At 60.9% G+C, this 13,868-nt stretch carries 10 protein-coding genes and 3 tRNA genes; all 13 read right to left on the bottom strand.

Going from position 1 to position 13,868, the window contains the following annotated elements; genetic code table 11:
- Positions 1–145: 145 nt before the first annotated feature.
- Positions 146–1,984, bottom strand: a complete 1,839-nt coding sequence (gene typA, locus PMX70_RS08785; protein ID WP_271740443.1) for a translational GTPase TypA — start codon at positions 1,982–1,984, stop codon at positions 146–148.
- Between the two features lie 117 nt (positions 1,985–2,101).
- On the bottom strand, positions 2,102–2,551 hold the full coding sequence (locus PMX70_RS08790) for a hypothetical protein (protein ID WP_271740444.1): 450 nt from the start codon (positions 2,549–2,551) through the stop codon (positions 2,102–2,104).
- A 30-nt stretch (positions 2,552–2,581) separates the two neighbouring features.
- Entirely contained in the window at positions 2,582–2,938 is a 357-nt protein-coding gene (locus PMX70_RS08795) for a hypothetical protein (RefSeq protein WP_271740445.1), read from the bottom strand.
- Positions 2,939–2,971: 33 nt separating this feature from the next.
- The gene (locus PMX70_RS08800) at positions 2,972–3,472 is read right to left on the bottom strand and encodes a bifunctional nuclease family protein (protein ID WP_271740446.1); all 501 of its coding nucleotides are present in this window, start codon (positions 3,470–3,472) and stop codon (positions 2,972–2,974) included.
- A gap of 159 nt (positions 3,473–3,631) precedes the next feature.
- A tRNA-Ile gene (locus tag PMX70_RS08805) sits at positions 3,632–3,708 on the bottom strand.
- A gap of 4 nt (positions 3,709–3,712) precedes the next feature.
- A tRNA-Ala gene (locus PMX70_RS08810) sits at positions 3,713–3,788 on the bottom strand.
- Between the two features lie 67 nt (positions 3,789–3,855).
- Positions 3,856–3,932: transfer RNA gene (locus PMX70_RS08815), tRNA-Ile, on the bottom strand.
- 300 nt (positions 3,933–4,232) lie between these two features.
- Complete coding sequence (gene gyrA, locus PMX70_RS08820; RefSeq protein ID WP_271740460.1) at positions 4,233–6,944, bottom strand: DNA gyrase subunit A; 2,712 nt, start codon at positions 6,942–6,944, stop codon at positions 4,233–4,235.
- 41 nt (positions 6,945–6,985) lie between these two features.
- On the bottom strand, positions 6,986–9,016 hold the full coding sequence (gene gyrB / locus PMX70_RS08825) for a DNA topoisomerase (ATP-hydrolyzing) subunit B (RefSeq protein WP_055310298.1): 2,031 nt from the start codon (positions 9,014–9,016) through the stop codon (positions 6,986–6,988).
- Positions 9,017–9,121: 105 nt separating this feature from the next.
- A complete protein-coding gene (locus tag PMX70_RS08830; RefSeq protein ID WP_271740447.1) occupies positions 9,122–9,685 on the bottom strand; it encodes a DciA family protein in 564 nt (187 codons plus the stop codon).
- The gene (recF, locus tag PMX70_RS08835; RefSeq protein WP_271740448.1) at positions 9,672–10,778 is read right to left on the bottom strand and encodes a DNA replication/repair protein RecF; all 1,107 of its coding nucleotides are present in this window, start codon (positions 10,776–10,778) and stop codon (positions 9,672–9,674) included. Before recF ends, PMX70_RS08830 begins: the two co-directional genes overlap by 14 nt.
- A 9-nt stretch (positions 10,779–10,787) precedes the next feature.
- A complete protein-coding gene (dnaN, locus tag PMX70_RS08840) occupies positions 10,788–11,891 on the bottom strand; it encodes a DNA polymerase III subunit beta (protein WP_006236186.1) in 1,104 nt (367 codons plus the stop codon).
- Between the two features lie 238 nt (positions 11,892–12,129).
- Complete coding sequence (locus tag PMX70_RS08845; protein ID WP_334203836.1) at positions 12,130–13,854, bottom strand: DnaA ATPase domain-containing protein; 1,725 nt, start codon at positions 13,852–13,854, stop codon at positions 12,130–12,132.
- Positions 13,855–13,868: the final 14 nt, after the last annotated feature.

Raw genomic sequence — 13,868 nt, forward strand, 5'->3', positions numbered from 1 at the left:
ATGGGCTGGCGCCAGCATGGAGAGAATCTAGGTAGCTCAACGGAGAAAACCGTTGACAAAACTATAGGAACACCCCCTGCACCAAAAAGGGCGCCGACCATCGCGGTCGACGCCCTTTATTGTTAGTCGCTATAAAGCCCAGTGCTTATTTGTTGACCTGACCGGCGCGGACGGCGGCCTTCTTGCGGTCGGTGGCGTTGAGCAGACGCTTGCGCAGGCGGATGTTCTTGGGAGTGATCTCTACCAGCTCGTCGTCGGCGATGTACTCCAGCGCCTCCTCCAGCGAGAAGGTGCGGGGCGGCACCAGCTGGACGGAGATATCGGAGGTCGAGGAACGCTGGTTGCCCAGGTTCTTGGTACGCGCGATGTTGACGACCATGTCGCCGGCCTTGCTGCGCTCGCCCACGATCATGCCCTCGTAGCACTCGGTGCCCGGCTCAACAAACAGCTGGCCGCGCTCCTGCAGCGTACCCAGAGCATAGGCAACGGCCTTCTCGGTGGTCATGGAAATCATGGCGCCGTTCTGGCGGTTGCCGATCTCGCCGGCGTAGGGGCCGTACTCCAAGAAGGTGTGGTAGAACACGCACTCGCCGTGGGTGACATTCATGATGCGGTTCTTAAGACCCATGATGCCGCGGGTCGGGATCTTAAACTCGAGGTGCGTCACGATGCCCGAGGTATCCATGCTCGTCATGATGCCGCCGGAGGTACCGAAGACCTCAACGACCTTGCCCGAGTACTCGTCCGGGCACTCGACGACGGCCTGCTCGACAGGCTCCATCTTGTTGCCGTTCTCGTCCTTCTTAAACAGAACGCGGGGGCGGCCGACCTGGAACTCAAAGCCCTCGCGGCGCATGGACTCCATCAGAACGGACAGGTGCAGAATGCCGCGACCCGAGACCTCGACGCCGCTCTTGTCCTCGAGCTCCTCGATCTTCATGGTCACGTTGTTCTCGGCCTCGTTGAACAGGCGCTCCTTGAGCTGACGGGCGCCCACGATGTCGCCATCGCGGCCGACGAGCGGGGAGGTCGAAGCCTCAAAGACGATGGACAGGGTCGGCGGGTCAATCTCGATGGGCTCGAGCTCGACGGGGTTCTCGGGATCGGTGTAGACATCGCCGATATCGGTGCGGTCGATGCCCACGACGGCGGCGATGTCACCGGCGCCGACTTCCTGGCACTCGGTGCGGCCCAGGTAGTCGAAGGTAAAGAGCTGCTTGACGGTAGCGGTGGCGCTGGAGCCGTCGTTCTTCACAACCAGAATCTGGTCGCCCTGATGGATGGCGCCGGAATACACGCGACCGATGCCGATACGGCCAACGAAGTTGGAATGGTCGATGGTCACGCACTGCATGGCCAGCGGGACGTTCTCGTCGACCTCGGGCGCGGGCATGTCGTCGATGATCATATCGAGCAGCGGATACATGTCCATGTTGCCGTCGTTGGGGTCAAGGCGGGCAAAGCCATTCATGGCGCTAGCGTAGACCACATGCTCCATGGCGAACTCAAGCTGGTCGTCGGTGGCGCCCAGGTCGGCCATGAGGTCCAGGCAGTCGTTGTAGGCCTTCTCGGGGTTGGCGCCCGGACGATCGATCTTGTTGATGACGATCATGATCTTGAGGCCGGTGTCGATAGCGTGACGCAGGACGAAGCGGGTCTGGGGCATGGGGCCCTCAAAAGCGTCGACCAGCAGCAGGGCGCCGTCGGCCATACGCAGCACGCGCTCGACCTCGCCGCCAAAGTCGGCGTGGCCCGGGGTGTCGATGACGTTGATCTTAACGTCCTTGTACTCGATAGAGATGTTCTTGGCGAGAATCGTAATGCCGCGTTCGCGCTCCTGGTCGTTAGAGTCCAGGACGCGGTCCTCGACCTGCTGGTTGGCACGGAAAGCGTCCGTGGCACGCAGGAGCTTGTCGACCATCGTCGTCTTGCCGTGGTCGACGTGGGCGATGATGGCGATGTTCCTCAGATTGTCTACGCGCATGTAGTTCCCCTATCTTCTATCCATATACAACCGGCACGCGTATGCGACCCACCCAGCAATGCAACGCTCGGCGGGAATATTGAGCCTTTTACCGAAAACTCGTTTATTTTAGCGATTTTAGATGAGAGGGGTTTCCTCACCTGCAGGTTCAGGGTCGCTCCACATAAAACCATCGCCGGCGCCCATGCCCTCATACAGCACATATGCCGAAAAACCGCTCTCGAGCGTGGTTTCGAAGAAGCTCACGAGCAGAGCGTCGTGATAGCCGCCGTCAATCTCGACGCAGCCGGTGTAGCCGATGGCATATCGGGCGATACGGCCCAGGCCCTCGTCCTTAAGACCCATCTTGTGCTCGGAGATAAAGTTGGTGGCCGCCTCCAGGCACGCCTCTTCGCCGTCCTCGTCGAGCGCGGCCAGATATCGGTTGGAAGCAACGTCCTCGATCGCCACAACTACGCCCGGATTCTCGCCGGCGGCAAGGTCGTCCAAGAACGCACCAATCAGGTCACACACCATGGCGTCGAGCTCGGCGGAGACGTTACCGGCGTCCTGCATATCCTGTGCCATCTTTAGACCTTCCCATCGAGTCTGGTGTCATTACAGTTCTTGTGCCTCGGCGGCAATCTTGGCGGCAGCGTCGCGGGCGCGCATCATGTCCGCCGCGCGCTTGTCGAGCACCTTGATCTGGTTTGTCAGCATTACCGCATCGACCACGCCCCAGATCACCAAGCCCGTAGAGATCGAAAACCCAAGCGCACCAACTGTACCACGAAGGCGCGAGCAGATTGCCGCGACAAGGGCGGAGACGACAACCATCTTGATAAACGAGCCGCGGCGCTCGCGAAGCGTGCGGGCCTGCGTCACATAGGCAATGCGAGCCGCCTCAGAAGCCTCCGAGCGCATCTGGGCCTCGCGGGCGATCGCAGCCGCCTCGGCAGAAACTCCGGCGCTCATGAGAGCGCACTCCGTCGCGTGTTTGTCGAGCATTTAGAAGTCATCGGGGGAGAGCGTATGGACGAACTCGTCGAACTTCTCGAACTCCTGCTCGTCGTCGACTTCCTCGGCATGGGCAGAAACGGTGCCCAGGCGATTCATGATGTCGTCCTCCACAAACATGGGGGCATTGCTGCGCACGGCAAGGGCAATGGCATCACTGGGGCGGGCGTCGATCTTGCGCTCGTCACCATCGGCCAGTACGACGATCGTCGCGTAGAACACCGGCGGCTCGGCGCGAACGATCTCGATGCGCTCGAGCTTGGCGCCCAGGGCGCCAACAGTATCGAGCAACAGGTCATGGGTAATCGGGCGCTCGGCGCGGCCGCTATCGATGCCGCGGCTAATGGCAGCAGCCTCAAACGAACCAGTCTGAATGGAAAGGGAACGCAGTGGCGCGGGCGAGTCCGATTTGCTGCAGCGCTCGCGAAGCACGATAAGCGATGGCACGGGACCGGCGGCCATGACGATGGTCTCTATGTCGACACGAACCATGGAACACCTCCGGTACGTAGCGGTTAACACGCGGCGGCACCGCCGCATTGAATAGCTATACTACCCAATCTTTCGCACGGCACACAAAACCAAAATGAGATTTATCGCAGACAAGAAAAAAGCCCCGAGGCAACGCCCCAGGGCTCTTCACAGTTTTGATGGTGGACCTGACAAGATTCGAACTTGTGACCTCCCGGTTATCAGCCGGACGCTCTAACCAACTGAGCTACAGGTCCATCATGGTGGAGGTTAGGGGGATCGAACCCCTGACCTCAGGCTTGCAAAGCCCGCGCTCTCCCAGCTGAGCTAAACCCCCACGGAGACAGTAATAAACACCCCAGCGGCGACTCGGCTCTCGCTGGGGTGTTTATTGCGAAAGAAAGTGGTGGACCTGACAAGATTCGAACTTGTGACCTCCCGGTTATCAGCCGGACGCTCTAACCAACTGAGCTACAGGTCCATCGCGCAAGGGATATATTAGACGAGTCGTTACGCGCACGTCAACAACTTTTTTGAAAATCTTTGGGAGGGGTTCGCCCCGGCCGCATGGCGGCACATGAAGTCGCCTGCTCGGACAGTCCTGGCTCGCACGGAGAGCACATTAAGTGCTCTCTGGCTCGTGCGGAACTCGCGATCGACTTCACATGCCGCCGGGCGGCCGGCGCGAACGCGAGTCCCAAGGTTTTCAAAAAAGCGGTCGACGCGCAGTGCGCCGACCGCCGATATATGGGGTCTGATAATTTTTACCAGCTAGGGCCTCTTACTCGTCTAGGAGATCTTCTGGCATGTCGTTGCCGTCGCCTAGATCGACAGGGGTTTCTTCGGGGGCAGAGCCGTTTTCCGTGGTTTCACCTTCGGGCTTCTCTTTGGCGGCTGTCATGCGGGCCACGGCGCATATGCGGTCGTTGTCGTCGACGGTCATCATCTTGACGCCCTGGGTGGCGCGGCCAGTCTGGCTGATCTCATCGGTCTTGACGCGAATGACCGTCGCGCCCTCCGTCACGATGAACAGCTCGTGCTGCGGGCCCACCGTCTTCATGGCCGCGAGGTTACCCTTACGCTCGGTCATTTGGATGGTGTAGACGCCCTGGCCGCCGCGATTCTGCTCCGGGTAGTCCGCAACCGGCGTGCGCTTGCCGTAGCCGCGCTCGGTGATGACGAACAGATCGCCGTTGCCGTTAGTGACTTCCATGCCCAGAACGCTCACGCCGTCCTTCATGCCGATACCGCGAACGCCGCTGGTGTCGCGGCCGGTAGCGCGCACCTGCTCCTCGGAGAACATGATCGCCTTGCCCGCGGTGGTGGCTAGGATAATCTTGTCGCCCTCGCGCACGCGGCGCACGTTCAGCAGCGCGTCGTCGTCACGCAGGTTGATAGCGATCAGGCCGTCGCGACGGCTGCGGTCGTATGCACTCATCACGGTCTTCTTGACCATGCCGCTCTTGGTGGCAAACATCAGGTACTCGTCGGCCGGGAACTCGCGGCAGCTGATGACGCTCGCGATCTTCTCGCCCTCCTCGAAGGGCAGCAGGTTGACGATCGCGGTACCGCGCGCCTGGCGCGTACCCACCGGCAGCTCGTGCACCTTCAGGCGATAGACCTTGCCCTTGCTCGAGAAGAACAGCACGTACTCGTGCGTGGACGCGATGAACATCTCATCAATAACGTCGTCCTCTTTGAGGTTGACGCCCGACACGCCCTTGCCGCCGCGCTTCTGGGCACGGTAGGCGGCCACCGGAATGCGCTTGACATAGCCGGTGTGGGTGATAGTCACGACCATATCCTCGTCGGCGATGAGGTCCTCGACATCCAGGTCCTTCTCAACCTGGCTGATCTCGGTGCGGCGCTTGTCGCCGAACTTCTTGGAGATCTCGCGCATCTCTTCCTTGATGACGCCCAGGATCTTCTCCTCATGCGCCAGCAGGTCCTCGTAGTAGGCGATGGCGCGGCGCAGGCCGTCCAGCTCTTCCTGAATCTTGTCGCGCTCCAGGCCGGTCAGGCGACGCAGCTTCATCTCGAGGATGGCCGTGGTCTGCTCGGGCGTAAAGCCAAAGCGCTCGATCAAGCGGCTGCTGGCCTCGGAGTCGGTCTGCGAGGAGCGGATGATGCTAATGACCTCGTCGATATGGTCGAGAGCCATCAAGTAGCCCTCAAGGATATGCGCGCGGGCCTGGGCCTTCTTAAGGTCGAAGCGGGTACGGCGGGTGACCACGTCGACCTGGTGGTCAATGTAGTGCTGCAGCATCTCGCGCAGGCTCAGGCATTTGGGAACGCCGTTGACGAGTGCCAGGTTGTTGGCGCCAAAGGTCGTCTGCAGCGAGGTGTACTTATACAGATTGTTGAGCACGACCTGCGGAATGACGCCCTTCTTGAGCTCGATGACCAGGCGGATACCCTTCTGGTTGGACTCATCGCGCATATCCGAGATGCCCTCGATGCGCTTGTCGTTGACGAGCTGGGCGATCTTCTCCTGCAGGGTGCCCTTGTTGACCATGTAGGGAATCTCGGTAAAGACCAGGCGGCTGCGGCCGGTCTTGGTGGACTCCACATGCGCCTTGGCACGCACGGTAATGGAGCCGCGGCCGGTCTCGTAGCTCTGCTTAATGCCGGCGCTGCCCATGATGATGGCGCCGGTGGGGAAGTCCGGACCGGGCATGATCTGCATGAGCTCGTCGACGGTGGCGTCGGGGTTGTCGATCAGGTAGCAGGTAGCCTCAATCGCCTCGGTGAGGTTATGCGGGGCGATGTTGGTGGCCATGCCGACGGCGATGCCCTGGCTGCCGTTGACCAGCAGGTTGGGGAAGCGCGCAGGCAGCGCCACGGGCTCGGCGAGCGATTCGTCGTAGTTGGGCTGCCAGTCGACGGTATCCTTCTGCAAGTCACGCAGCAGTTCCATGGCGGGCTTGGCCAGGCGACTCTCGGTGTAACGCATGGCTGCCGCGCCGTCGCCGTCGATGTTGCCGAAGTTGCCATGACCATCGATGAGCGGCGTGCGCATGGAGAACCACTGTGCCAGGCGGACCATGGCCTCGTAGACCGCAGAGTCACCATGCGGGTGGTACTTACCGATAACTTCGCCGACCGTCCAGGCCGACTTCTTGTGCGGGCGGTTAGGGTAGATGCCGCTCTCGTTCATCGCGTACAGAATGCGGCGGTGCACCGGCTTTAAGCCGTCGCGCACGTCCGGCAGGGCGCGCGCCGTGATAACCGACATCGAATACTCGATAAACGACTGCTTCATCTCGCGACCGAACTCCGAAATCTGGAGCTGGCCGCCATTGATATCCTCGCCGGCCGAGGCGCCGCGATCGACTTCGCCAAAGCTCTCCTCGAGCTCGCCGTCGTCGTCCTCTTCCTCATCATCATCGGCATCGGGGTTATAGGCGTCCGGGTCGCCGTCCTCGCCCTGCTCAGCACGGGCGAGGAGGCGCTTCAGATCGTCGGGCATGCCGGCATCGCCGGCCTCGTCCATACCCCCGTTATTATTGATATCGTCTGCCACGTTACCTCCTCTTAAGCGTCAAGGAAACGCGCGTCATGCGCATGTTTTTCAATGTACTCGCGGCGATAGCCGACCTCGGAACCCATCAGCTCGCGCACGGCACGGTCCGCCACCACGGCGTCCTCGATCGACACACGCTGTAGGATGCGGGTCTTGGGGTCCATCGTCGTCGAGGCAAGCTGCTTGGGGTCCATCTCGCCCAGGCCCTTGTAGCGCTGGACGGTATAGCCCTTGCGCTTTTTGGTGATCTTGCCGTCCTTGGCCTTGCCATCCTCGTCGTTATCGTCGGGGTTCAGGCCCAGGCTCTGGATGGTGTCGCGCAGGATCTCGTCTTCGGGCTGGCGGCCGTTGGGATACACGTAGTGGATCTTGTTGCGCACCTTGATGCCAAAGATGGGCGGGCAGGCAACATAGACGTAGCCGGCATCGATCAGCGGACGCATGTACTTGTAGAAGAACGTCAGCAGCAGAATGCGGATATGCGCGCCGTCGACGTCTGCATCGGTCATGATGATGATCTTGTGGTAGCGCGCCTTGGTGATATCGAAGTCGCCGCCGTCGCCGGCACTCGTCGTGACGCCGCAGCCGATCGCGGTAATCAATGACTGGATGGTGTCACTCGAGAACGCGCGATGGTCACCAACGCGTTCGACGTTCAAAATCTTGCCGCGCAGGGGCAGAATCGCCTGGATGTCTCGGCGACGGCCGTCCTTGGCTGAACCGCCTGCCGAGTCACCCTCTACGATGAAGAGCTCGGTCAGCTCGGCATCGCGCACCGAGCAGTCGGCGAGCTTACCGGGCAGGGACGCCGTCTCGAGCAGGCTCTTGCGACGGGTCGCTTCGCGCGCCTTGCGGGCGGCGTTGCGGGCCTTGCATGCCTGCTGGGCCTTCTTGACGATCTCGCGAGCGGGCTTGGGATGCTCCTCGAGGTAATCGGCGAGGCCGTCGGTCACGATCTTGAGCGTCAGCGCGCGCATATAGGAGCTGCCGAGCTTGGCCTTGGTCTGGCCCTCAAATTGCGGGTCGGGCAGCTTGACCGAAATAACGGCCGAAAGGCCCTCGCGCACATCGTCGCCGGTCAGGTTGGCGTCTTTTTCCTTGAGCAGGTTCTGTTTGCGCGCGTAGTCGTTGATCACACGGGTGAGCGCGGTGCGGAAGCCCTCAAGGTGCATGCCGCCCTCGGGGGTGTAGATGTCGTTGGCAAACGACATGACGTTCTCGCCGTAACCGCTATTCCACTGCAGGGAAACCTCAACCTCGCCCATCTTGGTCACAGGCGCGTCCGGGTCCGATTTGCCCTCGATGTAGATGGGCTCCTTAAAGGCCTCGGGGACGTCCTTGCCCTCGTTGAGGAACTTGACGAAGTCGATGATGCCGCCCTCGTAGCAAAACTCCTCCACATGGGGAGTCGCCTCGCGCTCGTCGGTCAGCACGATTTTGAGGTTCTTATTGAGGAACGCCGTCTCCTGCAGACGGTTGTGCAGCGTATCGAAATCGTAGATGCATGTCTCGAAGATCTCGTCGTCGGGCCAGAAGGTGACGGTGGTGCCCGTCGAATCCGAGGTGCCCACGACCTCCATCTTCTTGACGGTCTTGCCGCGCGAGAACTCCATCTCGTAGGTGTTGCCGTCGCGACGAACCTGAACGACCACGCGCTTGGACAGTGCGTTGACGACGGAGATACCAACGCCGTGCAGGCCGCCCGAAACCTTATAGGCCGAGTTATCGAACTTACCGCCGGCGTGCAAGATCGTCATGACGACCTCGAGCGTCGGGATCTTTTTAACAGGGTGCTCGTCGACGGGGATGCCGCGCCCGTTGTCGACGACCGTGATGGAGTTGTCGGCGTGGACCGTCACCTGGATCTCGGTGCAGAAACCGGCCATGGCCTCGTCGACGGAGTTGTCAACGATCTCCCACACCAGGTGATGCAGACCGCTGGCGCTCGTCGAGCCGATATACATGCCCGGGCGCTTACGAACGGCCTCGAGACCTTCGAGAATCTTAATCTCGCCGCCATCGTAATCGTTTTCGTTTGCCACACGTCCTCCTTCAGTCAAGAAAATGTGTACAGCCTTACTAGTTTATCGTAAAAAAATACCCTCGGGAACGAGGGTATTTGGCTCTACAAGGCCACCAGATGCGATTTAAGGCTCTTTTTTGCTTTGCACGCCCTTGGCCCACTCGGCACTGGCTCTCATGGCATTCTCGAGGGCCTCGCGCAGTTTTTGGTCTTCGATGGGCGCCACTTGGCGCTCAATCTCGGTGCGCTCGGCCTCACTTAGGTCGGTGTGCGGGGCCGACGGGCGCTCGGTCGTCGCCGGGCGCAGGCGCTCCTTGGCGGCGGGCGGCGTGTGACCGGGCGCGGTGGTTTTGAACACCAGGCCGTCCACATGCGCACCGGCGCGCTCCATGCGCGCACGGATGATCTCGCGCAACAGCGTCATTTCCTGCGTCCACGAGGGCGAATCGAGATATACCAGCAGCTCATTGGACTCGGGCAGGTAGCGCAGACCCGTCACATGCCGCCCCTCGCGCGTGCCCGAGCACACCGCGTTCCACGCGCGATAGACCGCGCGCGACTCCTCGGCAGCCTCCATCTGCGCGCGGCGCTCAGGTGTCGCGGCCGCCAGGATGCGCTGGCGCTCTGCGTTCAAAAATCCACTGAAGGCAACCGTTTCGCTCTCGCGCTCGTAATTAGCACGTCTCACCCATGCTCACCACCTTGGCTCGATCAAGCAGGTCATCGGTAAAGTACCCCAGGTTGGTCGTGGTTATGACCGCCTGGATATCATCGCCGATCAGCCGCAGAAAAGCGCCGCGACGCTCGCCGTCGAGCTCGCTCATCACGTCGTCTAAAAGCAGCAGTGGGGCGGTGCCCAGGACATCGCGAGCCACGGCCACCTCCGCCACCTTCCAGGCCAGCACCAACGTTCGCTGCTGACCTTGGCTGGCAAACGAACGAGCGGAACGACCCGCCACGGTAAACTCAATCTCATCGCGATGCGGTCCCACCAACGTCACGCCGCGGCGAATTTCCTCGTCGGCGTGCTCGTCAAGCGCGGCCAGCATGCGCTCGTACGCCCAGCCCTTCAGCTCTTCGCGATCCTCGACCTGGGGCAAATCCCCCAGCGTAGACGCATAGGCCACGTTGGCAGCCTCGCCGGACGCCACTTGCCCGTAGGCAGTGCGCACATGGCCCGCCAGCCGGTCGAGCAGGGCCAACCGGTGCACGAGCAGGGCCGAGCCCGCGCGGGCAATCGAATCGTTCCACGCGCCGAGCATCTCGCGGCAGCACCAGGTCTCCTTGAGCAAGGCGTTACGCTGAGTCACGCAGCGCCCATAGGTGCTCGCAAGATCGGCATAGCGTGCGCTCAGTTGCATGCCAAACTCATCGAGGGCGGCGCGGCGCACACTGGCGCCTCGCTTAACCATGTCCAGATGGTCGGGGCAAAACAGCACGCTCGGCAGAACCCCGCGCACACCGGCGGCGGAGCATCTCTTGCCGTTGCGGCTAAACGAGCGTTTACCGTCCTCCGCGCTCAATCCCATATCAAGCACGCGGCCGTCGCCCTCGAGCCTCAGCTCGGCCTTGCACGAGCCCACGCCGTCATGGACGAGCTCGGCTGCGGTCGGATGCCTAAACGAGGCGCCGCTCGTCAGCAGCTGCAGCGCCTCTATGAGATTGGTCTTTCCCGCCGCGTTGGGTCCCGCAAGTATCGTCACGCCCTCGTCCAGGGCAAGGCGATAACTATCGAAGCTGCGGTAGTGCGCGACGGAAAGATCGCGGGCGAACATGGTCATGGCGCAGCGCTAGATGCGGACCGGCATGACCAGGTACAGGTAGTTGATCTTGTCGTAGGACTTGAAGATGCCCGCCTGCGAGTAGCTCTTGAGCTCCAGCGTGATCTCCTTCTCCTTGGACAGGGCATTGAGGCACCCGAAGATGTAGTGGTAGTTGAAGGCGATGGTGCCCGACTCGCCCTCGGCCTCGACATCGATTGTCTCCTGCGCAAGGTCCTGGTCATTGGAAATGGAGGACAGACCCATCTGCCCGTTCTCGACATCGATCTCGAACTTGACGGCGGGGTTGGCGCTCGCGATAACGGCCACGCGCTTGAGGGCGGCGTTAAAGGCGGCGACGTCGATCTTGACGCTCGTCACGCACGAATCGGGGATGAGCTGCTTGTAGTTGGGGTACACGCCCTCGATGCGGCGCGACACGTAGGTGGTGTTGCCGGCCTCAAAGACGACCTGGGTGTCGGTAGCCCCGATCATGATGGTCGCCTGGCTGGCCATGATGTTCAGCGCGTCGTTAAAGGCGTCGGCCGGAACGTTAAGCTCAAAGGAGCCCTCGAGGGTCGAGGTCTCGACCTGCGTATCGCACACGGCCAAGCGGAAGGAATCGGTCGCCACCAGGCGCACGGTGTTGTTCTCGACCTTCATGTGCACGCCGCCCAGGATGGGGCGGGCCTTGTCGGTCGAGGTGACGCGCCACACGCGGCCGACCATTTCGGACAAGATATCGGTCGGCAGCTCCACGGCACTCTCGATGGCATAGGCCGGAAACTCGGGGAAGTCATTGGCATCGAGCGTGTTCAGGCGGAATGAGCTCTTCTCGCAACTAATCAACACCTGGCGCTCGGACAGCTCAAAGGTGACCGGGGCATCGGGGAGGGTCTTGGTGATATTGGAGAGCATCTTACAGGGGATGACCATCTCGCCCTCTTCTTCGACATGCGCCGCAATGCGATGACGGATCGAGATGGTGTAGTTAGAGGTCTGGAATTCCAAGATGCCGTCTTGCGCCTTGACGAGCACGCCCGACAGGATGGGAAGGGTGGATGCCGAAGCGACACCCTTCATAACGACGCCGATGGCTTGTGTAAGCGAGCTCTGGCTGACGGTGAACTTCATCTTTTAATACCTTTCTATAGATATAAATATCTTAATAATAGTAATAGCACTGACGAAACTGTTGATTACTCCCAAAGACGCAGGTCAGACCCAGAAAGAGAATCGACAGCAACCTGTGTGCAACAGGGGTGGTTTTCCACGTTCAAAACCTGCGCAAAACTTTTCATCACCGCGGTCTGGGTTTTAGACACCTTATGCCCGTGGTTTCGACAAGTTTTCAACAGGTGTCTCTATTTCCCTACGAGCGCAGTGTAATTTTATCGCGCAACGATTTGAGGTCTTCGGTGACGGTGCGGTCTTCCTGGATCATCTTCTGGACCTTTTTGTAGCTCGTGCTGACGGTCGAGTGGTTGCGGTTGCCAAATTCGGCGCCCACCGCCGTGGTCGTCATCTCGCACATCTCGATGGCCAGATAGATGGCAATGTGGCGTGCCTTGGCGATATTGGCGTTGCGTCGCGGGCCGATGAGCTCCTCGTGCGTCACGCCGTACTGCTCTTCAATGACGGACTGAACCGTTTGCACGTTGATCTTTTTGGCCGATGTGTCGAAGTACTGGCCGGCGATGGCGTCGATATCGTCAAAGGTGAGCTCTCCGCCCTCGCGCTCGCGGTCGCCCGCCTCGCCGGCGCAGCGCTCGCAAAAGCTCTCGAGTTCGCGGATGTTGGTGCCCGAGACCTCGGCCATGTGTTTAAAGTGCTCGTCGGTCAGGTGTCCGCCGTCGCCCCCATAGGCCGCCAGCAGCGAGTCGTCGCCTGCCTCGGGAGCGGCGACGATGGTGTTTTCGTAATAGCGCTGCAAGATCTTGTATTTCATCTCGTAGCTGGGCTCTGCGACCAGGCAGAGCATGCCGGCGTTGAAGCGGCTGGTCAGACGCTCGTCCATGCTCAGGTCCTTGGGGGCGCGGTCTGCCGCGATGACGACCTTCTTGTCGTTGCGGATGAACTCGTCCATGAGCTGGAAAAAGTAGTCCACGCTCGCGCGCTTGCCGATGATGTTTTGGATGTCATCGATGATGAGCACGTCCACGCCGTGGTACGCCTGCATGATGGGGGCGTTGCTCTTCTTTTGGCGGTCGAACTCGGTCATCAGGTCGTCCAGATATGCCTGGGAGTTGGCATACTTGACCTTGATCTCGGGCGACTTCTCGGCGAGCTCGTTTTTGATGGCAAGTAGCAGGTGCGTCTTGCCCAGGCCCGATTTGCCGTAGATGAACAGTGATGTGCACGTGCCGCGCTCGTCAGCGAGGGCGGCAAACTTGAGTGCCGAGCGATAGGCATGGCTGTTCTCGGGGCCGTAGACAAAGTTCTCAAAGGTAAATTTTGAGTTCGCGGCGAGCGGGGCTCCATCCGTATTCTGCTCGGCCGGCACGGTCGGTGCAGGCATGGGTGAAGTGGGGGGCGCAGCTTGCGTGGGTTTAGTCGGCGCTCCGCCATTCATCTGGTTCATCATGCGACGAAAATCATCGGCCGAGAGCGTGTTCTTGATTGCAATGCCCGAATCAGCGCCCGCCGCTGCGTCGTGAGCGATGGGCATGTGCGTGACGGGTACGTTCGTTGACGTCGTCGCCGCGGTCGGCAACGGTGCCATGGTTTCACGGGAAACATCGCTGTGCTGGTGCTCGATCGTCGGTACGTCGCCTGCGGAGGCCGGCATCGCCGGGGAAGCGGCGGGAGCCGTGGCGGGCGCCGTCGTGGCAGCGGATTCCGCTGCGGCGCCTTGCGGTGCCACGATGTCGAGAGCAATCGGTGCAAAGGCGATTTCTTCCAGATAGGCCTCAATAGTCGGCTGATGCTTTTTGAGCTGCGCGATGGCAAAGCGCGAGGGGGCCTCGATCGTGAGCGTATCTTCGGTCAGGCTTATGGCGCGCGATTGCCCCAGCATGTTGATGAGGCGTGCATCTTGGCCGTCGCGCTGGCAAAAGGCGATGGCATCCCCCAGGATGATGCTTGCTTCCTCGTCCACTGTCTCTCCCGTTC

It is taken from the genome of Collinsella aerofaciens (assembly GCF_028206795.1).
GTDB lineage: Bacteria > Actinomycetota > Coriobacteriia > Coriobacteriales > Coriobacteriaceae > Collinsella > Collinsella aerofaciens_AX.

What these genes read in the sequence shown, in the direction of transcription:
- typA (WP_271740443.1), bottom strand. Translation starts at nt 1,984, where the DNA reads ATGCGCGTAGACAATCTGAGGAACATCGCCATCATCGCCCACGTCGAC.
- PMX70_RS08790 (WP_271740444.1), bottom strand. Translation starts at nt 2,551, where the DNA reads ATGGCACAGGATATGCAGGACGCCGGTAACGTCTCCGCCGAGCTCGAC.
- PMX70_RS08795 (WP_271740445.1), bottom strand. Translation starts at nt 2,938, where the DNA reads ATGAGCGCCGGAGTTTCTGCCGAGGCGGCTGCGATCGCCCGCGAGGCC.
- PMX70_RS08800 (WP_271740446.1), bottom strand. Translation starts at nt 3,472, where the DNA reads ATGGTTCGTGTCGACATAGAGACCATCGTCATGGCCGCCGGTCCCGTG.
- gyrA (WP_271740460.1), bottom strand. Translation starts at nt 6,944, where the DNA reads ATGGACGAGGCCGGCGATGCCGGCATGCCCGACGATCTGAAGCGCCTC.
- recF (WP_271740448.1), bottom strand. Translation starts at nt 10,778, where the DNA reads ATGACCATGTTCGCCCGCGATCTTTCCGTCGCGCACTACCGCAGCTTC.
- dnaN (WP_006236186.1), bottom strand. Translation starts at nt 11,891, where the DNA reads ATGAAGTTCACCGTCAGCCAGAGCTCGCTTACACAAGCCATCGGCGTC.